At 52.9% G+C, this 25,587-nt stretch carries 19 protein-coding genes and 1 pseudogene; 16 read left to right on the forward strand and 4 right to left on the reverse strand.

The window, feature by feature from the left end:
- Positions 1-361: 361 nt before the first annotated feature.
- The 6 genes from D3H35_RS19815 to D3H35_RS19845 all read left to right on the forward strand — a co-directional run bounded on the left by D3H35_RS19815 (position 362) and on the right by D3H35_RS19845 (position 11,234).
- Positions 362-1,612, forward strand: coding sequence for an S-layer homology domain-containing protein (locus D3H35_RS19815; RefSeq protein WP_147355901.1), 1,251 nt, complete (start codon positions 362-364; stop codon positions 1,610-1,612).
- 43 nt (positions 1,613-1,655) lie between these two features.
- The gene (locus D3H35_RS19825; RefSeq protein WP_411675162.1) at positions 1,656-6,857 is read left to right on the forward strand and encodes an Athe_2463 domain-containing protein; all 5,202 of its coding nucleotides are present in this window, start codon (positions 1,656-1,658) and stop codon (positions 6,855-6,857) included.
- A gap of 87 nt (positions 6,858-6,944) precedes the next feature.
- A complete protein-coding gene (locus D3H35_RS19830; RefSeq protein ID WP_199728550.1) occupies positions 6,945-8,072 on the forward strand; it encodes a CgeB family protein in 1,128 nt (375 codons plus the stop codon).
- Between the two features lie 50 nt (positions 8,073-8,122).
- The gene (locus tag D3H35_RS19835; protein ID WP_119150900.1) at positions 8,123-9,688 is read left to right on the forward strand and encodes a glycosyltransferase family 4 protein; all 1,566 of its coding nucleotides are present in this window, start codon (positions 8,123-8,125) and stop codon (positions 9,686-9,688) included.
- 281 nt (positions 9,689-9,969) lie between these two features.
- Entirely contained in the window at positions 9,970-10,293 is a 324-nt protein-coding gene (locus tag D3H35_RS19840; protein WP_119148149.1) for a transposase, read from the forward strand.
- A gap of 35 nt (positions 10,294-10,328) precedes the next feature.
- Complete coding sequence (locus D3H35_RS19845) at positions 10,329-11,234, forward strand: IS3 family transposase (protein WP_233567784.1); 906 nt, start codon at positions 10,329-10,331, stop codon at positions 11,232-11,234.
- Positions 11,235-11,531: 297 nt separating this feature from the next.
- On the opposite strand, the gene D3H35_RS19850 is transcribed toward D3H35_RS19845, so the two are convergent.
- Positions 11,532-12,530, reverse strand: coding sequence for a ketoacyl-ACP synthase III (locus tag D3H35_RS19850; protein WP_119150901.1), 999 nt, complete (start codon positions 12,528-12,530; stop codon positions 11,532-11,534).
- A gap of 199 nt (positions 12,531-12,729) precedes the next feature.
- On the opposite strand from D3H35_RS19850, the gene D3H35_RS19855 reads away from it, so the two are divergent.
- From D3H35_RS19855 to D3H35_RS19870, 5 genes are all read left to right on the forward strand, one after another.
- Positions 12,730-13,329, forward strand: coding sequence for a YhcN/YlaJ family sporulation lipoprotein (locus tag D3H35_RS19855; RefSeq protein WP_158594201.1), 600 nt, complete (start codon positions 12,730-12,732; stop codon positions 13,327-13,329).
- A 245-nt stretch (positions 13,330-13,574) separates the two neighbouring features.
- The gene (locus tag D3H35_RS19860; protein WP_119150903.1) at positions 13,575-13,790 is read left to right on the forward strand and encodes a helix-turn-helix domain-containing protein; all 216 of its coding nucleotides are present in this window, start codon (positions 13,575-13,577) and stop codon (positions 13,788-13,790) included.
- 4 nt (positions 13,791-13,794) lie between these two features.
- Entirely contained in the window at positions 13,795-13,944 is a 150-nt protein-coding gene (locus D3H35_RS30895; RefSeq protein WP_158594202.1) for a hypothetical protein, read from the forward strand.
- A 147-nt stretch (positions 13,945-14,091) separates the two neighbouring features.
- Positions 14,092-15,900 carry an ABC transporter ATP-binding protein gene (locus tag D3H35_RS19865; protein ID WP_233568015.1) on the forward strand — a complete coding sequence of 603 codons (1,809 nt, stop codon included), beginning with the start codon at positions 14,092-14,094 and terminating at the stop codon, positions 15,898-15,900.
- 139 nt (positions 15,901-16,039) lie between these two features.
- Complete coding sequence (locus D3H35_RS19870) at positions 16,040-17,383, forward strand: DRTGG domain-containing protein (protein WP_119150904.1); 1,344 nt, start codon at positions 16,040-16,042, stop codon at positions 17,381-17,383.
- 2 nt (positions 17,384-17,385) lie between these two features.
- On the opposite strand, the gene D3H35_RS19875 is transcribed toward D3H35_RS19870, so the two are convergent.
- The 3 genes from D3H35_RS19875 to D3H35_RS19885 form a co-directional block, all read right to left on the reverse strand.
- Positions 17,386-17,682 (reverse strand): YtpI family protein, encoded by a 297-nt coding sequence (locus tag D3H35_RS19875; RefSeq protein WP_119151240.1) that lies wholly within the window; start codon positions 17,680-17,682, stop codon positions 17,386-17,388.
- 101 nt (positions 17,683-17,783) lie between these two features.
- Positions 17,784-18,281: a hypothetical protein gene (locus tag D3H35_RS19880; protein ID WP_119150905.1), complete on the reverse strand. Its 498-nt coding sequence runs from the start codon at positions 18,279-18,281 to the stop codon at positions 17,784-17,786.
- A 9-nt stretch (positions 18,282-18,290) separates the two neighbouring features.
- Entirely contained in the window at positions 18,291-18,617 is a 327-nt protein-coding gene (locus D3H35_RS19885) for a YtrH family sporulation protein (RefSeq protein ID WP_119150906.1), read from the reverse strand.
- Positions 18,618-18,746: 129 nt separating this feature from the next.
- Here D3H35_RS19885 and D3H35_RS19890 point away from each other — a divergent pair, with 129 nt between their 5' ends.
- The 5 genes and pseudogenes from D3H35_RS19890 to D3H35_RS19910 all read left to right on the forward strand — a co-directional run bounded on the left by D3H35_RS19890 (position 18,747) and on the right by D3H35_RS19910 (position 25,584).
- Positions 18,747-22,325, forward strand: a complete 3,579-nt coding sequence (locus D3H35_RS19890; protein WP_119150907.1) for a DNA polymerase III subunit alpha — start codon at positions 18,747-18,749, stop codon at positions 22,323-22,325.
- 279 nt (positions 22,326-22,604) lie between these two features.
- Positions 22,605-23,207: an NAD(P)H oxidoreductase gene (locus D3H35_RS19895; protein WP_119150908.1), complete on the forward strand. Its 603-nt coding sequence runs from the start codon at positions 22,605-22,607 to the stop codon at positions 23,205-23,207.
- 236 nt (positions 23,208-23,443) lie between these two features.
- Positions 23,444-23,632: a glutamate decarboxylase gene (locus D3H35_RS19900; protein ID WP_119150909.1), complete on the forward strand. Its 189-nt coding sequence runs from the start codon at positions 23,444-23,446 to the stop codon at positions 23,630-23,632.
- 113 nt (positions 23,633-23,745) lie between these two features.
- Positions 23,746-24,630: an acetyl-CoA carboxylase, carboxyltransferase subunit beta gene (accD, locus tag D3H35_RS19905; protein WP_119150910.1), complete on the forward strand. Its 885-nt coding sequence runs from the start codon at positions 23,746-23,748 to the stop codon at positions 24,628-24,630.
- Positions 24,620-25,584 (forward strand): annotated as a pseudogene (locus D3H35_RS19910) (acetyl-CoA carboxylase carboxyltransferase subunit alpha). The gene accD and the pseudogene D3H35_RS19910 overlap by 11 nt, the downstream one beginning before the upstream one ends.
- Positions 25,585-25,587: the final 3 nt, after the last annotated feature.

Consider the following 25,587-nt stretch of genomic DNA (forward strand, 5'->3'; position numbering starts at 1 on the left):
TTTGGTAAGACTCCAAAACATGGTACACAAACAATTTTACGTCATCTTTTGATGGTCGTTTCTGGAATAATAAGACGATTTTGTCTTCTTATTGTCTAGCTTAGAGGGTGACGCAGAGGGAATAGAGTGATTTTTTCGCGCTAATCCCTTTCAGCCACAGTATTGCAGGTGCGAAAAAAGTGGAAAAAGAGGGGCTATTGACGGATTTTGGATATTGGCTCTATAATGAATTAACAAAAACAGGATATTCAAGCGTGGAAGCACCCGCAGGCGAGAACCATCGACGACGGACGTGCTTCTTTTTTTATGGTTTTTTTGCCGTGCGGGGTTCCTATATTCGAAGAAAAGGGGTTGTCATGACGTGAAAAAAGGTTGGTTTTGGGTAGTGGTTATAACGTTTTGTTTAAGCGTGGTTCAGCAGGCTCCGGTCATTGCAAAGGCTCCCGAGGCGGTTGCGACGTTCAGCGACGTTAGCGGCAAACATTGGGCTAAGACGCAGATCGATCAAGCGGTTCGAAAAGGCTATGTGAAAGGATACGCCGACGGTACGTTCAAGCCCGACAAATCGGTCACAGTCGCGGAGTTCCTAGCGATGCTGTTCCTGTCTTTTACGGAGACGGATTCGGCGGGGAATGTGACGTGGTCGCAGGCGACATTGGATCGTTTTCCCGATCATGTCAGGGCGAGAATGATCGATGGCTACGGATACGACTTCTCGCAAGGGAAGCCTTGGTACAAGAATTATGCCGATTATGCCAAGTTTTTCGGCTTAATGAAGGACGAGTATGAAGGGCGTTATAACGAGCCTTTGACTCGGGAGCGGGCTTCTCGGATTGTTATTCGGATGGATGAGGAGTTTCATACTGCTATTGTTGAAGAATATGCGGATTTAGGGATTCCGCTGATGAAAGATTACAAATATATTGAAGACTATTTACGAAATGATGCAGCCAAAACGCTTATATCTGGAATACTTTCAGGGTATCCAGACGGTACTTGGAAACCAAAGAAAGCCGTTTCCCGTGCAGAAGCAATTTCAGTCATAGAACGTTTTAACGATGAAACTCTACGAAAACCTGTAAGGGTAAATCTCACAGGAGTTCCTTATTCGGTCGTTCCCGGATATGGATATGCCGACCCACAAATTATTATTTTCGCAAATAATGAAATGAAGCAGGTTCATGACACATTAACTAATGCACTCTCTAATTATAAAGGTGTAACGGAACGATTTAATGATCGTTTGGTTTACTTTGAAAATGAAGAAAGACTAAATGGCTATGTCCAACAAGTTTACTATAATAACGATTCCTGGAATGGTAACTCACCTTTAGATGTACTGATAACAGCAACCGGGAATGCTTATGGGTTAGTTATTCCGAAAGCTCAAGGCAGGTATGAAAGAGCCGCTCAACCGCTTGATCTTCTTCTTGGGATTGTCTACAAAGATAAAGCCTCTGAAGCGCGGAAGGTAATAGATGGAGCAATGATAAGCTTTCGTGCAGGAAAACTGTCAGGTTTTGAAAAATTGATTGGGAAGCGATCTATGAGGATAGATCCTTCTTCGTCTGAGGCAATAATTATATCAATTGGTGGGTATGCAGATAGATAAGGAGGTTGTTTGATTGTTACATTTAAAGGTGGCGGCCAGTACAGTGCTGGTCTATTTTCTGCTACTCATTTTTACAAATCCATTAGATCCTATTAGTTTTGCATCTACAAAAACTCTCCATGAGCAGTGTGAGGAGAAGTATTATTATTTAAAGCCGCCAGTTCCATTTCCGAAATGTAGTAACAGTTCTACTCCGAATAAAATACTTCCTTTTAATGCTTGGCTATATTCCAAGCTAGGTGTTGTGGCATATATAAAGCCAAATATTGATGGTTCACCTAGTATGGAGAGTTTGATTGAAAATAGAATTGCTACAGGATTTAAAGCCGGCTGGCAAGACGAAGAATCAAAGATTCATAAAGGAGCCCCTATTTCATCGACAGCATTCCATCCAACTTTTAATGTTTCCGGTATCTGGGGAGAATATCGATACTATGGCTATGATCGCCAAGGGGAGCTTTACACTAACCCATATTTTATAAATGATGCTTCCGTAACGGATCCTGATACACGGGCATGGATTTATCAGCCATGGAGGAGCAGCTCTAGAGCACAAGAGAATAAAACTGCTGTCTCTAAGGTAAGTCCATTAATTGCTAGTAAATTCGGTGATTCAACGGATAAAGTATATGACGCTGGAAACCAAGCCATCCTAGACACAAACAACATCATCAAATCCAACTTCGTTTCGATCCAGAGATCGGCCAATGGAGAGGATAAGCTTAAGAGATTCAATATGTTCGACTACATGTACGTCGAGCAGGACCCGACTGCGAGGTCTAAGGGAATTGGGCGGATGTGGCATCTGACGGCAAAAAACGAGGTGTGGTATCAAACGTTTGAAATTCCGAAAACGGTCAAGACTCCGCCGAAAGCCGAAGCCACTCCGACAATCATCAAAGCCGAGGTCAAGCTGCAAAAGCTTTCCGAGAATTTTACATACGTATTGGACTTGGCTGCGACGATCAAGGACGAAGCGATGTACGACGGCAATGGGGACCGTTACGATAGAGCGAAATATTATTATCGCGAGGATGTTACGGAGACGGTACTGAAGCTGGACGTCAGCTACCCCGGCGGCACAAAGACGACGGTAGGAACTTGGTCCTCCAAAAATCCGGCAGACCAAGTGCTGCTAGAGAACGGCAAACAAACCGCGAGAAAAAGACTTGTGTCGGTACAGCTGAAAAAAACGAATTTGAAAAAGGACGACGTCATCCAATTTACGCTAACTTCCATGACGTATTACGATTCGGACGATAATCCGAAACCGAGAAGTCAAGATTCTACCGACCTGAAAATAACATTGGATGAAGACGTTCCCCCTATCATTATCCCGGAAATCAAAATACCGGAGGATCCGTTGCCGAATCCTCTTATTTGTCCTGCGAACATACCCTTGCACGCATTCGATATCGTCTCTTTTCCGGCAAGCGATGGAACGGATTTGAGCCGTGTCGAGGAACGAAACGTTTACGTTGACGGCGTAAAAATCGACGACGATACCTTTTTCGAAGGGAAATATGTGTTTGGAGACGATGCCGACGGCCTTCATAGAGTCGATATCCAATGGAAGCCGAAGGCCAAGGTCACGGATCCATTGGATCCCGGCTGCGTAAGCTCCAATCCCGTATATGTGCACGATACGGTTCCTACGGCCCAGTTCAAGCTGGGAGGCACGTTCAAGGAAAACCGCAAAATAACCGTGGACGAAAATGCGGCATCCGCGAACGATCCCTACGTCCTGGCCGCATACCCGATTACTTCTTTCACATGGACATGGGAAGCATTGGACACTGCCCTTCTAGCAGATCAACGTATAAAAATTAACGGTGCCTCCCACAAAGAGTTCTTGTTCAAGAAGTCGGGCGAATACGCGCTCACGTTGAAGGTGCGCAATTCCCTCGGAAGAGAATCGGAAATGTATCGGCAACAATTTTGGGTACAGGAGGATTTTGCTCCAGCTGTTATCATGACGCCTTATGCGAGCGAAGTCGCGCGCGGGGAGTCGGTTCCGCTGTTCTACGATGCAGTTAGCACAGATTCTGATACCGTGACGAAGCAACATTTCAATGTGTATTACGATGCCGCCGGCGACGAAACGTACACGCAGCTCATCGATTCGTTCGATGGTCTGGTGACAGCCTATACTCCGACGTTCGGCAAGCTCGGAAAATACCGGATTGTCGCAACCGTCGATGAAGACTTCGGACAAGAAACGTTCCCGGAATTTTTGACTCCGGCGGACAAAAGACGAAGCACGGCGAAGTTCGAATTTTGGATCAACAACTATATTCCTTATTCGGATATTTACACGGACATCCCGACCGTACGGCCCCAAATCGACGTCTTTTTCTTGCTGGACAAGAACCTGGAGCAGAGCAAAATCGATTACGTAAAAGGAAACGGCGTCGTCATTAACAATCAGCTGCGCGCCGAGGGAATCGATCCCGATGTGGACGCTTGGGATATGCACACTTACACCTACAGCCAAGCCTCGACTACCTATAAAGATTTTGGCACCTCGTCCCCGCCCGCTACTCTCGCTTATTGCGCAGGAGGGTACTGCGGCACATTGTCCCTTTACGATAAGCAGGATTACGGGGGAAGCCGGGATTTCGGATCCGACAAGACCGAGACCCAGACAAAGACGGCCACAGGCTCGTGCTCCAATACGCAAAGCGTAACCTATAACAGTTCGGGAGTCGGCACGGTTTCCTGGAGCGGTTCTTGTCCGGGTTCTCAGTCTTATTCGGACGGCGACGGGTATTCCGGTACTCTGAGCCGGCTAGGAACGTCGCCTTCTTCGGGCTGCGGCTCGTCGGGCACTCCGAACGGGGCCTGCAGTACGACCTTTTCCACCTCGTATTCGGGAACGGTCAGCCGAACGGTCGTGGTTCATATTTACGATTGGCGGCATGTCGCGGAGTGGCGGGGCTATTATTCCGGTACGATTTATAAGGATGTACGGCAGTCTTTGACGAATCCTTATGCTCGCACGGCATCCGACAAATATTTGATTTACTTATCGGACAGCGTCATTAACGAACCTGTAGAGTTTGAGAGCGCCAAGGCGCTATCCGATGCGAAAGTTATTTTAGTAGGAGCTTCGGCGATGAAGAGTCAAACGGCTTATGAAGCTTTTATTGAAAACAACGGGCAATCTATCGAGCGGATTATAGAGGAGATCGTCGAGTATATTGCATCCCGGAGTCCTCCTACGGCTAGCCAGCTTGTTTTGACCAACGAGACTTTTCACCTGCTCGCCACCGACGCGGATCCGGAAAACGATCCGATCGTCAAGCGGGAAACGATGTACGTTCAGAATGAAAACTACTATGACAACCCGATGGGACATGTCGGCTATGCATTGAGCGAAGGAGATTCTCCGATATGGTCGGAGGAGTATCTTCGAACGAGCTTGCCTTTTACCGGGGAATACACGATCCATAGACGAATAAAAGATTTGCCGAGCAGTGAGCCGCAGCTTGCGAATTATAGCTATTACTCCAATGAATCCAAGACGGTCATCCTGGTCAATCGCAAGCCGGTCGCACAAGCTAAGCTCGATTGGACGTATGACGATGGCTGCGCGTGTTATCAAACCTCGTGGATCGATCAATCTTTCGATTTGGATCATAGCGTCAGCGATCCCGTTGCAAAAGGCATCGTCGATCGTAAAATTCGCTATCAAGCGGTCGGAGGGGAGTGGTACTACCGGATTCCCGATTTTTTGCTGCCGGGCTCTTACAGCTTGGAATATATCGTCAAGGATATGGAAGGGAACTGGTCGGATCCGTTCAAGCTAAGCTTCGTGCTTGAAGCGGCGCCGCCGCCCCAGTTAGGGGCCGGCTTGAAGTCGGAAGATGCAGCATTCACTCCGGCTGGAGGAGTACCCGCAAGCGAGAGCTTGCGAGCGTACGAATTGTGGACGAGATATCCTTATCAAGTGAATCTGCTGTTTCAGATGACACCTGCCGGTAATTTTATCAACAAAACGGTGCCCTACTATACGGGCAGCAAAACGGGGAGCGACATCGATTGGAACGACGTCGTAACGACCGTGCCGGCGACGACTCCGGATGGCAGCTATATTTATCGGATAACGGCCAAAGGCTCCAACGGAAAAACGACATTTCGAGAGTTTGCGGTCAAGGTGTCAACGCCGATTCAGCTCGTTCCGTTCATCAAGGCGGAGGACGGCAGCGGATTGTCGGATACGATTGTCGTCGGGTATCCAGCGAAGCTGGAAGCCGATACGACGGAATATGCCAGCCAGGTGACGGTTGTCGCATTCAAAGGAACCTCTTATCAAAAGAGCTTGACGCTTTCCGGCAACGTGCTCTCGACAGCGGGAACAGGCGCGAAAAAATGGGAGTCGGTCTTTACTCCGACGGGAGCGATTCCGGACGGAAGCTATACGTTTGAATGGACAGCCCGAACTCCGAACGGAAACGTCGAAACGAAGTCAATCTTGATGAAGGTCATTAGCAATACGCCGCCTTTCGGAGATTTTCAGATGTTCACGTACAATTCTTCCAACTCTTCCATGCCGACATTCGAAGGCGATACGCTTCACATTCGTTCGATTGGGATCGGGGATAACGAGCGGGACTCGCTTACCGTCCGCTATGAAGCTTTCGATCCGTCCGGCACGAGACGGCTTAACGATATTCGGGCGATGACGTATCCTTATTCTTCGGCCGGCCCGGATTTCATTCTGCCCGGCGACGGCTCGGCGGTCGGAACCTGGACGGTAAAGCAGACGATTAGCGACGGCAAAGCGGTGCCGGTCGTCCGAATGAAAACGTTGACGGTTTATGCGCTCGGTATTCAGGGCTATGTCAAGCACACCGAAGAATGGGAAGCGAATCGAATTCGGCATAATGCAAAGCATCCGGCAAATCAACGTCCCGCGGAATGGTTTTGGGCAGGCGAGGCTTTTGTTCTCGAAGCGGTTGCGACCGATACTGGCGTTTCGGGAACGACTCCGATTTCCGTTACGGCGAAAGCATCCCAGGAACTGGCCGGTATTCTGACCGCATTTCCGCCTTCCCAGAAAAAAGTATGGCAAGGGCTGCTGCGCAGCGATCCCTCGGGTTTCAAGTTAATCGATTTGGAGGATGGCCGGTATTCCTTTGTTTTTACGGTAACGTATAGCAACGGAATTACCAGAAAGTCGACCGTTACTATCAACGTTAAGGATACGATCGATCAATACGTGCAAGTTCATCGAATTCAATAAAGGGCGATCGTGGACGGGCAAGTATCCCAGTCCATCCCGGCATAAGCGCATATATTGGATGCGAGCGTGTTAGGGAGGGGATAGGAGTTGGCTGTCAGAAAACGGCGAAAGTTTCGTGAAAAACTGGGCGCGTCGGCGTTCAGCCGAGGAAGCCCGGAAGGCTATCGTCTCGGTTGGGGCCACGGGCATTGGCACGGCCGCTGCGAAACGGTCCTCCGCGATGCGCTGCCCGTTCCCGTGAAACGTCCGATTCATGTCATGTTCGTCGCTACCGGCAAAGGATATCCTTATAGTCCGTTGGATGCGGCTCTTCATGAATCGCTGATGGCGGTGACCGAAAAAGTCACGTATGTGACTCCGCAAGAAGACATAGCCGGCATTGCGGCCTACTCGCGCCCAGATCTTATGTTTGTGCTGGATGGACTGGAAATGCCGATCGAGAAAGTGCAGGCGGTAAGAGCGTTGAACATACGAACGGCGGTATGGTTTACGGACGATCCCTACTATACCGACGATACGTCCGTTCTGGCTACCTGCTACGACATCGTGTTCACGCTGGAAAGGAATTGCGTGGATTTCTACAAGGAGCGGGGCTGCTCCCATGTCCACTATTTGCCGATGGGCGTATTTCCGGGTCATTTTCGGCCGCGCAATCCGCCAATGTCCGAACGCTGCGATATCCGCTTCATCGGGACGGCTTTTTGGAATCGCGTGAATTGGCTGCACGAGACGCTTCCTCTTATTGAGCATCGAAACGTCAAGGTGTCCGGGTTATGGTGGGATCGCCTGCCGGACTATTCGCGGTGGCAATCGAAGATCGAGCTGGACAAATGGATGGAACCGGGGGAGACGGCTCAACAGTACAACGCCAGCAGAATCGTGCTCAATTCCCATAGGGCGTATGACGACGACACGGTTAACCGCAGTCAAATCAAGGTGCCGCCCGCATCGCCAAACCCTCGAATGTTCGAAATTGCGGCGTGCGGTACGCTCCAACTAACGGATTGGCGCGAAGATATTTCGTTGTACTATGCTCCGGGCCTCGAAATCGTCACGTACGATTCCCCGCAAGACTTGGCAGAGAAGGCGAAATATTATTTGGAGAACGAAGAAGAACGGCAGCAAATTGCGCTGCGCGCCTTGTATCGGACGATGAAGGAGCATACGTACGTCTCCCGTTTTCATCAATTGCTGGATATGGCTTTTGCGCCTTGATAGCGCCTTGCTATCCTGGTAGCTTCATTCGATAAAATGGGGGAAGGATCATGAGCGATTCCAGGCCGAAGCTGCTCCTGTTTTCCCACCTCTGCAGCCCTGTGAACGTTACCGGTGCGGAAAAAGTGTTGCTCTTATTCGTACGCGAGCTGATGCGCCGATTCCATTGCGTATTGGTCGTACCGCAGGAAGGAGCGCTTTCCGAACAAGCGAGAGGCATCGGCATCCGCGTCATCGTCATGGACCTTCCCCGATGCCCGTCGATCTACGATGCCCCTCCTTCCACCAGGGAAGAGGCCGATTCGCTAGTCAGGCATCCTTCATGGGCCGGGCTTTTGTCGATGATGGCATGGGAGAACCCTTCGTATATTTGGGTGAATACATGCGTTCATTTGATGCCTGCGATGGCAGCCAAATGTTTGGGTATTCCGGTCGTTTGGAATATTCATGAGACTATTACGGACACTCCTAACAGGCAGACGTCCGCCGATTTGATCACGGCCCACGCCGATATTATTGCTGGAGTATCCGATACGGTGCTTTCTCCGCTCAAAGGCTCCGGTTCGCCCTCCATGATTTGGTTTCCGCCCTTTCTGTACCGGGAGGAGCTGCTCCCTGCCGGATGGGCGATCAAGCGGGCTCGATTTCGCACTAATCTCGGATGGTCGGAAGAGCACCGCGTTGCCGGTGTGATGGCCGCTCATTTCCAGCCTTTCAAAGGGCTGGAGCCGTTCGTGAGCTCGATGCTGAAGGTTGCAGAGTCGATTCCCCATGCCCGATTTCTTATAGCGGGCAACCCGATCGATCAAGCTCATTACGAGGCTTGCCGTCAAGCGGTCGCACATTCGGGCATGTCCGATCGGTTCGCTTGGCTGGGGTATGTCGAGAACGTACACGAGATTATTCCGGCTGTCGACGCGATTGTCGTTCCGAGTCTTGTAGCGGAAGGCTTTGGGATGACGGCGCTGGAAGGGATGTTCTTCGAAAAGCCGGTTGTTGCGTTTGCTTCCGGGGGTTTGACGGAATTGATGTCGACAACCGGCAATGCCGAATTACTCGTACCGGTCGGAGATACGGAAGCACTTGCCGAGCGTGTCCGAACGCTGTTTGCAGACGAAGGCAGGCTCCGTCTTATCGGGCTGCGATGCTCCGAGGAAGCGGAGAGACAGTTTGGTGCGGATGCGTTCCGCGCCAGAGTCGATTCGCTGATCGCCATGCTTCCGCCGGCTCGGCCGTTTCCGCCTTCTTTTTTAATTCGGGGCTCCGGGCCTACGATCTATTTGCTGGAAAACGGAAAAAAATGTCCTTTTCAATCCGTGCACGACTTTCGCAGCTCCGGATACTCATTTAATCAAGTCGTCGTCGTTAACGATGATTTGCTGAACCGAATAGAGATGGGAAGTCCGATCGGCGTCGTCGCGAGGCGGCCGCGTCGTCAAGGAAGGGCAAAGCCGCGAAGACGGTTATGCCGTTCACGACCGGGACGGCGCTGCCGCAGAGCGGCAACCGGGAAAAGTCGGCGCCGCTCCAGCGTCCGCAGCCGAAGAGGACGGGGGCAAGGACGGAGAAAATCGATTGTTCGGCGCCGTTCCAAGAGCCGGAAGAAAACAACTTAATATTGTGCCGCACGAAAACCAAGCGCTTTTCGTCATGGACTGGTAGGAGGGCAAGCTTCAAACCGTCGACCTGATCATTTGCGTGTAAAACATGCCGTTAATTATTGAGCATAATGCTCAATTCGTAGTATTGCCTGTATTTCGTACCGTTAGTTGGACTTAATATTAAGCTCAACAATAGAAGAACGTTCAAATACCTGCACATATCTCCACGGCCCCTAATTAAACTGGAGTCCTGTCCCCCAATTGAATTAGACTATTTATATGGGGAGGCGGACAGTATGCGATTAGGAAAAGTGCTTGAGGAAAAACGAATGCAGATTGTCAGAGAAGCGCTATCCGGTGTAAAGATTGCGGTATTAGGTCGCAAATATGAAATCCATCCAGAAACGATACGTAACTGGGTAAGAGAGTACGGCGATAAGGTAGGGCCTGACCAGCTCCCTTCCACAGACGAGCAAATCCAGGAGCTGAAACGGCTCCAAGAAATCGAAGAGAAATACAACCTGGCCTTAAAGAAGCTTGGCGAAAAAGAACTCGAAAATGAAATTCTCCACGAGCTTCTAAAAAAGAAGAACCCCGCTTATCTGAAAAATTCGAAGTAGCCGACCAGTTTATTAAGCGGGGCGAAAAGACAGCACTGGTCCTACGCATTCTGGATGTAGCAGAATCGTCCTACTACGCGCGTAAAAAACGAAGCCATACACCAAACACAGATGCGGGCAACCGGTCCACCGATCGTGGCAGAGGTCGCCCATTCCCCGGTTTCTCCCTCACGACGACGGGAGAACGGGTAAGCGATGAGCAGATTCGGGAATGGCTGCTTGAACTCGTAGAGGGCGAAGAGCACGTGTACGGCTACAAGTTGCTGGCACAGTGCTTACGAAACGAATGCGATCTGATCTTGAATAAGAAGAAAGCGCATCGGCTTTGTCAAGAGATCGGTATCTTGCAGGAGCAACGAAAACGGAAAGTAAAGCACCCAAGAAGACTTGCAAGGAACCACCTGATCACAGGCCCGAACCAGCTGTGGCAGGCGGATATTAAGTATGGCTATGTGGCTGGGCGGGAACGATTCTTTTTCGTAGCCACCATTATTGACGTGTTCGATCGGGTAGCTGTCGGCCAGTACAGAGGACATGTGTGTGAAGCGAAGCATGTGGTTCAGACGCTAGTGACAGCCTTACGCCAGCGTGTCGGCGAAACAGGACCATTCCCTATTGTGCGCACCGACAACGGGCCTCAATTCGTCAGTACGCTATTTGGAGATACATGCGAAGCCTTCGATATTACGCACGAGAGAATCCCACCTCGTACACCAAACATGAACGCCTATATCGAGTCTTTTCACAGCGTGCTCGAAGACAACCTGTTCTCCAAAGCAGTCTTCATGACCTTTGAAGAGGCGTACGCTGCACTTGATACGTACATGGACTTCTACAACAACCGGCGGATGCATGGAAGCTTAAAACGTATGCCACCAGAAGAATTTTCGAAGTGGGTTATGCAGCTTGAAGACCGCACACCATTTTACAGAGCTGTGTAAAAGCATGATAAACAGAACTAGGCTACGCGTGCGCCTTTTTATGTGGGGCTGACTCCAGAATTAAGGGGCCTAGCCGATATTACATCTAACGGCTGTAAAAGCGGTTGTCGAAGCAAGTTACCTGTATGAAATGCATCTATTTACAGCCGATGGTCATAAATTTCGCAGAATTGAGCGAATGTGCCATCGCAGCAAATGCAGCCATCCTAACAAAAGCGGCATCCACTAAATTCCTGAGCTAATTGCATACCGCAAAAATAGGTTGAGCAGGCTTTCGCGCCGCTCAACCTTCCTTTGTTAGCCGCCGATCGTCCATCTCAAGAGCAGTCCGGCTTGAGTTAAGCCGGCGCCGAAGCCGTACAGCGCGAGCAGGTGACCGGGCTGCAGGCGACCGTCCCGTACGGCGGCATCCAGCGCAAGAGGGATGGAGGCTGCCGACGTATTGCCGTTCCGGATGACGCTCTCCAGCGCTCTCTCGGAAGGAAGCGACAACCGCTCGCAAATCGCTTCGATCATACGCAGATTTGCGCTATGCGGGACAAGCCAGTCGAGCTGCTGCAAGCTAACGCCGGCTTGATCGAGCAAGCTTTGAACGCCTTGCGGGACTTGGGTTACAGCCCATTTGTACACTTCGCGGCCGTTTTGTACCATATGTCCTTCTCCGGCCAATGCTTCTCCGTCGAGACGGTCTGACAATCCCGAACAGTAGACATGTTTGCCGCCGCTGCCGTCCGTTCGGGCATAAGAAGCGAGGAACGCTCCATTCTCCAAGGCCGAACCGGCCTCGACCAGAACGGCGCCCGCGCCGTCGCCGAGCAAAATGCAGGTGGACCTGTCGCTGTAATCCGTAATTTTCGTCAGCGTCTCTGCGCCGATAACAAGAACTTTGCGGTTCGCGCCGGAGAGGAGCAAGCCGTTAGCAAGCTGCAACGCGGCGACGAATCCGGCGCAAGCGGCGTTCAAATCAATTGCCAGCCCAGCGTTCATTCCGAAAGCGTGCTGGATGCGGGAAGCCACGGAAGGGAATGGCATATCCGGCGTCGTCGTAGCCACGATAATTCCGTCCACGCCTTGTATGTCGATCCGGTAACGGTCGATCAGATCCCGTACGGCAGCAATAGCCAAATGGCTCGTGAACTCGTCATCGGCGGCACGGTGACGCTTCTGAATACCGGTGCGGCGCACGATCCATTCGTCGTTCGTATCGACCATTCGTTCCAAATCTTCATTCGTAATAACGGCGGAAGGCACGAAGCTCCCGATAGCCGTTATGGTGGAATTGGACTGCAAGGGCATATGAGCTCGCTCCTTATCATTAGGTATTAGTACCAGATGCTAGTATCGATTTACGCTCATCTTACTCTCCGCCATTTGCGCTGTCAATAGTCATTACCCTCCATCGTCCGTATTGCTCGAAAGTCGTATAAAAATAGCTTGTTTCGAGCAATCTATGCCATGGCGGACACCGCCGAGCTTCGCAAAAGGAGGAGTTCGAGTGCGTAAAGGATCAGTTGTTTCTTCCATTCTACTCTCATCGACGCTTGCGTTGTCGCTCACGGGCTGCATGGAGAAGACAGGAGACGTCGGCAACAAAAACATTCGTACGAATAACGTCAAACGGTACGATGTAAGCAATCGTTATTACCAGAATGAATCGAACCGCATGTACTTGGCCGACGATCAGGCTAACGAAATGAACCGGGTCAGCGGCCGTGGTCTTGGCAACAATAACGTCGTCGGCATGCATGCCAACTCGAATCTGGAGCTTAGCGACGCGGTTGCGAACAAAGTGGCTACCATTCCCGGGATCGACAAAGCTTACGTTATGATTACGAACCGGAACGCTTATGTCGGCGTCACTCAAAAAGCGCACGGCAAAGGAGCGGTCATGGATCAGGCATTAAAGGACAAAATTGCCGATCATGTCCGGACGGTATCTCCAACGACCGACAATGTGTACGTTTCGGCTAATCCCGATTTTATGGGACGAATGGAAAATTACGCAGCCGAAGTAAGGCAAGGCCATCCGATTCAAGGGTTCATTACCGAATTCAATGCGTTAGTGGAACGGATATTCCCGGCTAACAGCAAATGACGACAAATTCTAATGAGATATTTTCAACATGAAAGCCGTTTCCGCAGACGACAGTCTAAGCGGAAACGGCTTTTTCGCGAAGGCGACACACCTTGAAAGGCTGCAACCGTGTCAGATTTTTCAATCGCAATAGCCCAATTTCCCTCGTCCTTCGCACCAGAGAATAACCCCTTTCATATGATAAAGTTGACTGTATCCCTTGACTTTGTAACAATCTAATCCCGGGCAAGGAGGGGTGACACACCTTGAAAGGCAGCGACCACAAAAGCAAATTCCTTCTCACGAATCGGGAACGCGAAGTTTTCGAACTTCTTGTGCAGGATAAGACGACTCGGGACATTGCGCAACAGCTTTTTATTAGCGAGAAAACAGTCAGAAATCATATTTCGAATGTGATGCAAAAGTTAAATGTTAAAGGTCGTTCGCAAGCGGTTGTCGAGCTTATCAAGCTCGGGAGTTAGTCATTTGAAATCATTGCGTACTTTGGTTAGCCTTCTTGCTATGCTTCCACTGTGGGGAGCTGCGCCGGAAGGCTTCTTGACGTTGATCCGCGGCCCGTCTGTACTGACGAATGTAACGGCTGCTGCGGGCGACAGCCAAGGGCTCTCTACATAGCTCAGAATACGGGTGTGCGTCAAACGACGACTTTTTTGGTGTACAGAGCTTCTATTTCCCGGGAAAATATGAGAAAATCCATAGCAAATCGACAAACCGGCCGTTCCATGACGGGTTCGTTAATGCGCATTAAGAAGGAGACACAATATGCAGACCGCCGCACAATCGGCAACGGAGCAACCGATACCTTCCTATGGAATGGAGCATTTGTTCGAGAATGAGGCGTTGACCGACCGGCGCCCTTCCCGATTTTTGCTCTTGCTCTATCGCAAGCACTGGAGCAAGCTGCTGCTTTCGATTGTATTTTTTCTGCTTAAGCATTCTCCGGTCTATGTTATTCCGATTATTACCGCGAATTTGATTAACTTGGCGATGCATCCGGAAAAGAACAGCACTTCGACGCTGTGGCTCAATATTATCGTGCTGGCTTTCGTGATCGTGCAAAACATACCGACGCAGGTGCTGCATATCAGCTATTTGAGCAAAGCCGTCCGGTACATGGAGGCGGAGCTGAGGAGCACGCTTGTCCGCAAGCTACAACGTCTGTCGATGTCGGCGCATGGGGAGCTGATGTCCGGCAAGCTGCAGGCGAAAGTGCTGCGGGACGTCGAAGCGATCGAATTTTTGTCCCGCCAGATGATGCTTTCGGTAGTGCCCGCCATTATCAACGTCATTGTAGCTGTCGCGATTACGTCGTCCAGAAGCTTGCTCGTAACCGGATTTTTCGTTCTTACGATTCCGGCGGCGCTCGCCATCGTTTCCTTTTTCCGTAATAAAATCAAAGCTTCCAACAGCGAGTTCCGCAAGCAGATCGAGTCGATGTCCGGACAAGTGTCCGAGATGGTCGGCATGATTCCGATTACGAGGGCGCACGGTCTCGAGCAGACGGAAATTAACAAAATCGACAAAACGTTAACGAAGCTGCGTCACAAGGGCTATAAGCTGGACATCGTCGAAGCGTATTTCGGCTCTTATGCATGGGTTACTTTTCAGCTGTTTCAGGTGCTCTGCCTCGCGTTCACGATTATGCTGGCGTACAAAGGGACGATTCCGATCGGAGACGTCGTGCTGTACCAGTCTTTTTTCACGATGATTCTGGGCTCCATTACGCAGCTGCTGAACGTGTACCCTAATATCGCCAAAGGATTCGAATCGATCTACTCGGTTACGGAAATTTTGCTCTCGAAGGATACGGAGGCGTATCAGGGAAAAAAGAAGCCGGAAGCGTTGAAGGGACAGTTCACGTTCGAGAACGTGAGCTTCGGCTACCCGAATTCCGAGCGGCACGTGCTTCAGCAATTCAATATCAACGTGAAGGCGGGCGAGTCGATCGCACTCGTCGGCGCATCGGGAGCCGGGAAGTCGACGGTTCTTAATCTCGTCATCGGCTTCAGCAAGCCTGGCGAAGGCAGAGTGCTCCTGGACGGAGTGCCGATGGACGAGCTTGATATGGGCGCCTATCGGTCTTCTCTCGCGGTCGTCCCGCAGACGACGCTGCTGTTCTCGGGCTCGATACGGGAAAACATTACATACGGCCTTCCATCCGTCAGCGACGAGAAGCTCGCGGAAATTATCCGGATGACCCATCTGGAGGACGTCATCGCCCAATTGCCGGACGGCTTGGATACGATGATCGGAGAGCACGGCGGACGGCTGTCCGGCGGTCAAAGGCAGCGGATCGCCATCGCGAGAGCGCTCATCCGCGATCCGAAAATCATTCTGCTCGACGAAGCGACCTCCGCGTTGGACAACGAATCCGAGTACCGCGTGCAGCAAGCGATGCGGAAGCTTACGCAAGGGCGGACGACGTTCATCGTCGCACATCGGCTGTCGACGATCCGCGATGCCGATCGGATCGTCGTCATGAAGCAAGGACGTTGCGTAGAGATGGGGACGTTCGAGGAGCTGATGGAATTGCGCGGAGAGTTTTACCAATTGAAGCAGCTGCAAAGCTGATGGCGCGAGATCCCCATACCGGGGGTCTCTTTCATTTTCCGAGGACGGACGAGCCCAAGCGCGAACGATTCAAAATGATTTTCCATTTTCCCGGGCTCCAAGTATGATAGAGGTAACGGAATATTCGGAGGGATGCGGGATGTCAGGGAACGGCGGCGCTTCTGGCGAGCTCACAAAGCACGAACGGCTGATGGGCTATATCCGGGAGCTGCGGATCGGCACGAAGATTTCGGTCCGGCAAATGGCCAAGGAGCAGGGGGTGTCCGAAGGAACGGCTTACCGGGCGCTCAAGGAAGCCGAGGATCTCGGTCTCGTCAGCACGAAGGAAAGAATAGGCACTGTCCGGGTGGACAAAAAGCGGCGGGGCAATCCCGAGCAGCTGACGTTTGCCGAAGTGCTCGAAATCGTTCAAGGGAATCTTCTCGGCGGGGAAGAAGGATTGGACAAGACGCTGCACAAGCTTGTCATCGGAGCTATGGAATTGGACGAAATGATGGGCTACATCGACGCGGGAAGCCTGCTTATCGTCGGCAACCGGGAGAGCGCGCATCGTCTGGCGCTGGAGCACGGAGCGGGCGTGCTCATTACGGGCGGCTTCGACGCGAGCGAAGACGTGAAGACGCTGGCCGACGAGCGGCAGCTTCCGATCTTGACGTGCCGTCACGATACGTTCACCGTCGCCTCGATGATCAACCGGGCGATGTACGACCGGATCATCAAGCGCAAAATTATGATGATTGCGGATTTGATCGAGCCTTCCGCGCGTATCGGATCGCTCAAGCCTTCCGCGTCCGTGACGGATTTCCTGAAGCTGAGCGCGGAGACGGGGGCGAGCCGGTTCCCGGTAACGGACGAATGGAACCGCGTCGTCGGCATGGTCACGACTAAGGACGTCATGGGCTCGACGCCCGATCAGACGCTGGACAAGCTCATGACGCGGAGGCCGATGACGGTTACGTTGAGCACGCCCGTTGCATCGGCGGCTCATCGAATCGTGTCCGAAGGAATCGAGCTGCTGCCCGTCGTCGACCGGCAGCGCAAGCTGATCGGCGTAATCGGGCGCGGAGAGCTGCTGCGGGCGATGCAGTTCGCGAACCGCCCCGCCCAGCTCGGGGAGACGTTCGACGCGCTTATGTGGAGCGGATTCGCCGAGCGAAGGGACGGAGAAGGCCGACTGCTGTTTACGGGGGCGGCGACGCCGCAAATGTCGGGGCCGCTGGGCACGATTTCCGAAGGCGTGCTGACGGCGTTGATGCAGCAAGCAGCCGCACGAGCGGTCGCCGATTTGCGGAAGAGAGAGCACGTCGTGGAAAATATGACGACTTATTTTCTGAGGACGGTTCCGATCGATGCCTCGATTACGATTCAGCCGACGATTATCGAATCGAACCGCTTTTATGTGAAAATGGAAGTCCAGGTTATGCAGGACGGGGATGTCATGGCGAAGGCGATGCTGACAGCCCAGATGATCGATCCGTCCTAACGTTAGGACGGCAATTTCTTGAAATGAGAGTGGTTGCGGATTCCCGCGAACAGGTTGAACATTCCGAGCAGGAAAAAGACGGAGCCGACGACGACGCGGATCGATGAGCCTTCGAACAAAAGCATCTGAATAAGCGCGATCAAGATGAGCATGAGCCCCATGCTCATGTTCATGCGGGATGCGTACAAGCCGCGAAGGCGGGCGTCGACGGATCGGCGGGAGCGGAAGCTGTTATAGACGGAAAGCAGCGAAGCGACGAGGATGAGCGCCCCTAGAATCCACTGAAGGATGTTGATCATGCGAAAGTGCAGCTCCTTTTTGATAGTGGTCGTTCGAATGATCCCCATTGTACCATAAAAAGTCATCGCAACGAACGGCAAAGCCCGTCCCAATAAGCCGTTCAGGTGCGCAAATGAACTTCCGCCTCGGCCCACACCTGCAATTCCTGTTCGACGACGAGAATCGTCTTCACGGAAACGGCGTAATCTTTGCCTCCGATGTCGACGTAAATTTTTCGGGCCAATAGCTTGCGTGCCAGCAAGGCGTCGGAGTCGATCGTATAGATGCTGCGTCCTAGAAAAATCGAGAGGTCGTTCTTGAGCCGGTTTTTCAGCTCGGTTTCCGTCACGATGTCGAGGTCCGTTTTTCCTTGTGGCGATTCGATGAACGGACGGATCGTCTTGATGACCGTCTGTTTGCTCTTGAACTGATTCGCTTGCCGCAGCTTCGAATCGAGGTCGTTGAGCTGGTCTCTCAGCTCATAGTTGCGCTGGATCGCCTTGTCGAGCTGACCGTTCGCAAGGCCGTTGAAGGCGGCGGCCCCGACGATGCAGCCGCAGACGAAGATGGCCGCGGCTCCCGTGAACCGCTGAAATTTTTCGAAAGAAGGTACGCGCATCGAACGCCTTCACCCCCCGCTTTTGCACATCCACTGAATGAGCTCTGTCCCCATATGCGCTCCGAGAAAAGCGAATAGAATAAATATTATTTGCTGCGCGGCAAGCGAGAGGTGTCCTTGCAGGACGTTGGACTCGATGACGCGCATCGGATCGATCGTTCCTCCGACGGCCGCGACAAGCGCCCATATTTTCAAGTTTCCGGCTACCTTCAGCATTTCGATCTTGGGCGGCGTCCACAGGAATACCGCACCGGCGCCCGCGAGCAATGCCCCTCCCATGACAACGCCGAACGCGATGAAGAAGCTGAACGCCATTTTCGTATACACGAGCTCCATCCCGATCCCTCCTCTATATTCTAATGTATGGGACAGGTCCGCTCCGTTATGTCAGCCATTCCTTAACCGAACATATGTGCTATAATAGATGAAGACGGAATTAATCGGGGAAAAAGAAGGGAAAAGCGCATGTGCGGATTCGTTCATCTACACGTTCATAGCGAATATAGCCTGCTGGACGGCGCGGCGCGCATCAAGGAGATGACCGCCCGCGCGGCAGAGCTCGGCATGACGTCTCTGGCTCTGACCGACCATGGGGTCATGTATGGGGCCATTCCTTTTTACAAAGCGTGCAAGGAGCGCGGCATCAAGCCGATTATCGGCATGGAAGCTTATATATCCGCAGGGTCGAGGCACGAGAAGGTGTCCCGCAAGGAGCAGCCGATCTATCATCTCACGCTGCTCGCGAAGAACGAAGCCGGGTACCGGAACTTGATGAAGCTGAGCTCGATCGGGCATTTGGAAGGCTTCTACTACAAGCCGAGGATCGATTTCGACGCTTTGAAGGAGCATGCGGAAGGGCTGATCGTCCTTAGCGGGTGTCTGGCGAGCGAGCTGTCCCAGCTTCTTCTTGCGGGCCGCTACGAGGATGCGAAGTCGACAGCGCTCCGGTATAGGCAGCTGTTCGGCGACGATTATTACCTGGAAATTCAGGATCACGGCATTCTCGACCAGAAAAAAGTGACGGCGGACGTGCTTAGGCTGGCGGAAGAGACGGGGATTCCTCTCGTCGCGACGAACGATTCGCATTATTTGTGCGAAGAGGACAGCGCTCTGCAGGACGTGCTTATTTGCATTGGCACGGGCAAGACGCTGGAAGATACGGATCGGCTGAAAATGACGACCACGCAGTTGTATATGAAGAGCGGCGAAGAGATGGCCGCGCTGTTCCGCCATGTGCCTGAAGCGGTGGCCAATACGGCTGCGATTGCGGACAAATGCTCGCTGGACATCGATTTCGGGCGGCACATTTTGCCCTCGTTTTCGCCTTTGCCCGAAGGGAAAACGGCGGCGGCTTATTTGGCGGCGCTGTGCGAGGAAGGACTTGCCGCGCGTTATGAAGGAACGGAGGAATGGCGGGACGGGAAGTTCCGGGATACCGCCGTTAACCGTCTTAGATACGAGTTGGACGTTATCGGACGAATGGGCTTCGACGATTATTTTCTGATCGTCTGGGATTTTATCCGGTTTGCGCGGGAGAGCGACATTGCTACCGGGCCTGGACGCGGATCGGCGGCGGGCAGCCTCGTTGCGTATTCCCTCCGAATTACGGACGTCGATCCGCTTAAATACAAGCTTCTATTCGAACGGTTTTTGAACCCGGAGCGGGTGACGATGCCCGATATCGACATCGACTTCAGCGACGAGCGGCGGGACGAGGTCATTCGGTATGTGAAGACGAAGTACGGCTCCGATCACGTGGCGCAAATCATTTCATTCGGTACGCTGGCCGCCCGGGCTGCGGTGCGCGATGTGGGCCGCGTTCTGAACGTCCCCTACGGGGATGTGGACAAGGCGGCCAAGCTCATTCCGGGAATGCCCGGCATGTCGATCGAACGCGCCGCGAAGGAAAGCACGGAGTTTCGGGCTCTCTCCGAGGGGGGAGGCCCGACCGGGGAGCTTGTCGCGATGGCGCGGCGCGTGGAAGGGATGCCCCGGCACGCTTCGACGCATGCGGCCGGCATCGTCATGTCTCCTACGCCGCTCACCGATTACGTTCCGCTTCAGGAAGGGACGGACGGGGTTCCGCTGACGCAATATTCGATGGAGCATCTCGAAGCGGTCGGACTGCTGAAGATGGACTTTCTCGGCCTTCGGACGCTGTCGATCATCGAACGAGCCATGCGCTGGATTCGCGAGGAGACCGGGCGGGAGCTGCGCTGGGAAGATGTCCCTTACGATGATCCGGCGACGTACGCGCTTCTTGGACGGGGAGATACGACGGGCATATTCCAGATGGAGTCAGCGGGCGTACGGAAGGTATTGAAGGACATGAAGCCTTCGACGTTCGAGGATATCGTATCCGTTCTGGCCTTGTATCGACCGGGTCCGATGGAATTCATACCGCAGTTCATCCGGGCGAAGCACGGACAGGCGGAAGTCGTCTTCCCGCATCCTTCGCTGGAGCCGATATTGGCGGATACGTACGGCATCATCGTCTATCAAGAGCAGATTATGCAGATCGCTTCCGGCATGGCTGGCTTTTCGCTCGGAGAAGCCGATCTATTGCGCCGAGCCGTCGGCAAGAAGAAGAGAGAGGTTCTCGACGAGCAGCGCGAGCACTTTGTACGCGGAAGTCTGGAGCAAGGACATGGAGAAGAGGCGGCGAACCGGGTATACGACTTGATCGTCCGATTCGCCGACTACGGCTTTTGCCGGGCGCATGCGGCCGCTTATGCGGTATTGGCCTTCCAGACGGCGTATTTGCGGGCGCATTATCCGGTGCCGTTCATGGCATCCATGCTGACCGCAGTTATCGGCAACCAGCGCAAAACGGCCGAATACGTGGACGACTGCCGCAAAATGGGCATTCCCGTATTGCCGCCGGACGTGAACGAGAGCGGCGTGTTGTTTACTCCGGTCAGGGGCGAGGCGATTCGTTTCGGCTTGGCTGCGGTCAAGAACGTCGGAACGCAGGCGATCGACAGCTTGCTTCGGGAACGGAGCGAGCAGCCATACGACAGCTTGACGGATTTGTGCAGAAGGGTCGACCCTCGGGCGTGCAACAAAAGGGTCGTGGAGTCGCTGCTGCTGGCGGGAGCGCTGGATACGCTGCCCGGTCACCGGGCGCAGCTGCTAGCCGCTCTCGACGAGACCGTCGAAGCCGCCGCCGCTTGGCGCAAGGAGAAAGAGGAGCTGCAAATCGAGCTGTTCGATTTCGGCGATTCGCCGAACTGGATCGTCGATTTGCCGGAGGTCGCTCCGTTTACCGCACAGCAGACGCTGGAGCTGGAGCGGGAGCTGATGGGGCTATATTTGTCGGGACACCCTTTGGACGCATTCGATGGCTTGATGGACGAGTTGAAATTGGACCGATTGATGGATATGACGGATGCCCAGGATGGGGCAACCGTATTGACGGCCGGCATGATCGTGTCGTTGAAGCCGTTCGTCACCCGCAAAGGGCAGCAAATGGCGTTTTTGGAGATGGAAGACCGGATCATGGGGACGGAGCTTGTCGCTTTTCCGACCGTCTGGAAGAATGCCTCCTCGTTCGTGAAGAAAGGCTCGCTCGTTCTCGTTCGAGCAAAGGTGCAGCAAGGCGACGACGACTTCAAGCTGCTCGCCGACGACATTCTTCCTCTGGAAGCGCCCGACCTGACGCGTCAGGTCGAGCGTTTGCGGCAGTTGAGAGGCCGGATTTCCGGCGTGGACGCGGGCGCCAGACCGTCACGAGAAGGAGCAGGCGCGAAACCGTCTCAAGACGGAGGCTTGGAATCCGCTGCGACAAGTATGGAGGCCGACGCGCTGGAAGGGGGCATGCAGCGCGTCTACATTCGCATCGATTCTACACGTGAGCAAACCGCATTGCTCACCCGGTTGAAGGCGCTGTTGTCTTCTCATTCCGGTCCGTTGCAGGCCGTGCTGATCTACGAGCGAGGCCGAAGAACGGTTGCCTTGAGCGACGATTTGCGCGTTCGTCCGTCGCCCGAGCTTTTCGGCGCAATCGAAGCCTTGATGGGCGAGGGCAGCGTACGGGTAAAATGACGCGCAAGATTTCCCTAATTATATGTTCACGCTGAAAAGCCGCCCGCTGCCGGGCGGCTTTTCGATGTGCGGAAAAATATAAAAACGAACCCGCGCGGGCCGTAGTAACCAGCCGGAATGAGCGGGTTATAGGACATAGAAGCAATGGCTTCCACTAGGCAAGGCACTTTTTGGTATCTAGGGCACAAAAATGTACGTACTTCAATACATCCATTATATGAGACATAATTTCTTTAAGACAAGCATTCAAACCGGGCATACAGAGGGAAGGAAGTCATTATGAACGTATTAACCGTTGTAAGCCATCCAAGAACAAATTCCTTTACTTTTGCGGTTGCAAATCGTTTCGTTCAAGGGCTTAAAAATGCCGGACACGAGACGGAAGTGCTGGATTTGCACCGCAGCGGATTTGACCCTGTATTATGGGAAGCCGATGAGCCCGATTGGTCGGCTGATCATAAAACCTATTCGCCTGAAGTGGAGACGGAAATCGAGCGAATGAAAAAACACGACGCGCTGGCCTTTATTTTCCCGATTTGGTGGTACAGCATGCCAGCCATGCTGAAGGGGTATGTCGACCGTGTTTGGAACCACGGTTTTGCATACGGCTCCAGCAAGCTTCATCATCAACGGGTATTGTGGCTGGGGCTCGCAGGCGATTCGCTAGAACATTTTGAAAAAAGGCAATACGACAAAATGATCGCTCATCACCTCAATGTCGGCATAGCTAGTTACGTTGGAATCCCAAATTCCAAAGCTGAGATCTTATACAACACCTTGGGTTCGAAGGAGGGACATTCGGAGAGGCTGCTGACGCAAGCTTATGACCTCGGACTGCATTATGCCGAGTTCAAAGGGGATGCTTCAAGCGAAGAGAAATGATTCCCGAACATAACCCGGAACTCTTTCGCAAAAGAGCCGCCTTCTCCTCGGGCGGCTCTTTTCATTGTCAGTTGGTTCTATTCGAATGATTCAGCGGGTTCGCGCCACCGAAGGGCATGCAATAGATAAGCCCGCCCCTATCGGTTGCTAGTCTTGCGACTTGTGTGCTATGATTTCGTTATTGCATTATCCAGTCCGTTTCATTCAGGAATGATGGAGAAATTGGGGGAACGCTCATGTGGACGGTCATCTACATTGCGCCGACCGCGAAGATCGCCGAGCGGATTCAGAAGCGATTGACCGAAGAAGGGTTTCTTGTTCGGGTACGCCCCATTAATTTAACGAAACCGCAATACGAAATATTGGTTCCTTCCGGCGAAGTGCAGGAAGTGCAGGAAGTGCTCGGATCGATTCTGCACCTGTAATTCGTTCTGCCAGACAACGAGCAGTACGAACGAAGAGGCCTGGCTGCGCCCGAACACCGCGGACCGCTTCCGGATGGACGGACCGCCATTTTTGCGTCTTGTGAGGTGTCGCTGTGTTCAAGGATTTGTTCCAAAAGAAAAAGTATGCCGTTATCCCTTCGGAGCGCGTAAGCAATCCCGATCGACCGAAACGCGAAATTCCGGAAGGTTTAATGAATCGATGCCCCAAATGCGGTACGATCCAGTTCAGCAAAGAGCTGGAGAAAAACTTGAAGATTTGTTCGACCTGCGGGCACCATTTTCGACTGAACGCCTGGGAGCGCATTGCGATGACGCTCGATGAAGGGCGTCTTTTTGAGCTTGATGCCGATTTGATTTCGGAAGACCCGCTGCAGTTCCCCGGCTACGCCAAGAAGCTCGAGCAGCAGAAGGAAAGCTCCGGGCTGAAAGACGCCATCGTCACAGGAACCGGGACGATAGGCGGCTTTGAGCTCGTCGTCGGCGTCATGAGCTTCGATTTTTTTAGCGGCAGCATGGGCTCCGTCGTCGGCGAAAAGGTGACGAGAGCCATCGAGCACGCTATGGAGAAGAAGCTCCCTCTTCTGTTGTTCTCCACCTCCGGCGGAGCCCGGATGCAAGAGAGCATACTCAGTCTCATGCAGATGGCCAAGACGAGCGCCGCTCTTGCGAAATTCCAGGAAGACGGCGGCTTGTTCATTTCCGTGTTCACGGATCCTACTCTTGGCGGCGTCTCCGCCAGCTTCGCGAGTCTCGGCGATTACAATTTGGCCGAGCCCGGCTCTATCGTCGGTTTTGCGGGACGTATCGTCATCGAACAGACGATACGCCAGAAGCTGCCTGAGAACTTTCAGACGGCGGAATTCAATCTTAAGCACGGTCAGCTGGACAAAGTCGTCCACCGCAAGGAAATGAAGGCGACCCTGACAAAGTTGTTAGACATGCATGCTTGGAAAGGAGAGCCGGCGAATGTCCAATGAGTTGCCATTCGAGCGGCCGCTCGCCGAGCTTCGCAAGAAGATCGATGAATTGAAGCGGTTCGGTGCTGAGAAGCAGATCGATTTCACCGATGAGATCGGCCGTCTCGAACAGCGTTATGACGAACAAGAGAAAGAAATCTACGGCAATCTTACCGCGGCTCAAATTATGCATTTGGCCGTCATCATTCCCGTCCGACGTCGCTTGATTATATCAATCTCGTTTTCAGTGATTTTATCGAGCTTCACGGCGACCGGGTGTTTGCGGACGATCTTGCTATCGTCGGCGGTTTGGCGAAGCTGAACGGCGTTCCGGTCACGGTCGTCGGACATCAGCGCGGCAAGGATACGAAAGACAACATTCAACGGTTTTTCGGCAGTCCGCATCCGGAAGGATTCCGGAAAGCTCTGCGCTTCATGCAGCAGGCTAACAAATTCGGACGGCCTATCATTACGTTCATCGACACGAAAGGCGCTTATCCCGGTGATACGGCCGAAGAGAGGAACCAGTCGGAAGCGATCGCGCGTAACTTGCGCGAAATGGCGGTTTTTGGCGTTCCGATCATCTGCGTCGTCATCGGCGAGGGCGGAAGCGGGGGCGCTTTGGCGCTCGGCTTGGGCAACCGCGTCCTTATGCTGGAGAACGCCATCTACTCCGTCATATCGCCGAACGGAGCGGCATCGATTTTGTGGAAAGACGCCTCCAAGGCCGATCAGGCTGCGGAAGCGATGAAAATAACCGCCAAGCATTTGCTTGAATTCGGAGTCATCGAGGACATCATCCCCGAACCCTTCGGAGGAGCGCACCGGGATCCGGCGACGCAAGCCGAAGCGATCAGAGAGGCGTTATGGCGCCATCTGCAGGAGCTGATCTCGATGTCTCCGGATGAATTACGCGACGACCGCTTCGCGAAGTTTCGCAAAGTCGGACGTTTCGGCACGGCAGGATTGGAGTAAACC

Source organism: Cohnella faecalis, assembly GCF_003570905.1.
Lineage (GTDB): Bacteria > Bacillota > Bacilli > Paenibacillales > Paenibacillaceae > Cohnella > Cohnella faecalis.

Coding starts and splice junctions, on each gene's coding strand:
- D3H35_RS19835 (WP_119150900.1), top strand. CDS start 8,123: ATGAGCGATTCCAGGCCGAAGCTGCTCCTGTTTTCCCACCTCTGCAGC.
- D3H35_RS19840 (WP_119148149.1), top strand. CDS start 9,970: ATGCGATTAGGAAAAGTGCTTGAGGAAAAACGAATGCAGATTGTCAGA.
- D3H35_RS19850 (WP_119150901.1), bottom strand. CDS start 12,530: ATGCCCTTGCAGTCCAATTCCACCATAACGGCTATCGGGAGCTTCGTG.
- D3H35_RS19865 (WP_233568015.1), top strand. CDS start 14,092: ATGCAGACCGCCGCACAATCGGCAACGGAGCAACCGATACCTTCCTAT.
- D3H35_RS19870 (WP_119150904.1), top strand. CDS start 16,040: ATGTCAGGGAACGGCGGCGCTTCTGGCGAGCTCACAAAGCACGAACGG.
- D3H35_RS19875 (WP_119151240.1), bottom strand. CDS start 17,682: ATGATCAACATCCTTCAGTGGATTCTAGGGGCGCTCATCCTCGTCGCT.
- D3H35_RS19880 (WP_119150905.1), bottom strand. CDS start 18,281: ATGCGCGTACCTTCTTTCGAAAAATTTCAGCGGTTCACGGGAGCCGCG.
- D3H35_RS19885 (WP_119150906.1), bottom strand. CDS start 18,617: ATGGAGCTCGTGTATACGAAAATGGCGTTCAGCTTCTTCATCGCGTTC.
- D3H35_RS19890 (WP_119150907.1), top strand. CDS start 18,747: ATGTGCGGATTCGTTCATCTACACGTTCATAGCGAATATAGCCTGCTG.
- D3H35_RS19895 (WP_119150908.1), top strand. CDS start 22,605: ATGAACGTATTAACCGTTGTAAGCCATCCAAGAACAAATTCCTTTACT.
- D3H35_RS19900 (WP_119150909.1), top strand. CDS start 23,444: ATGTGGACGGTCATCTACATTGCGCCGACCGCGAAGATCGCCGAGCGG.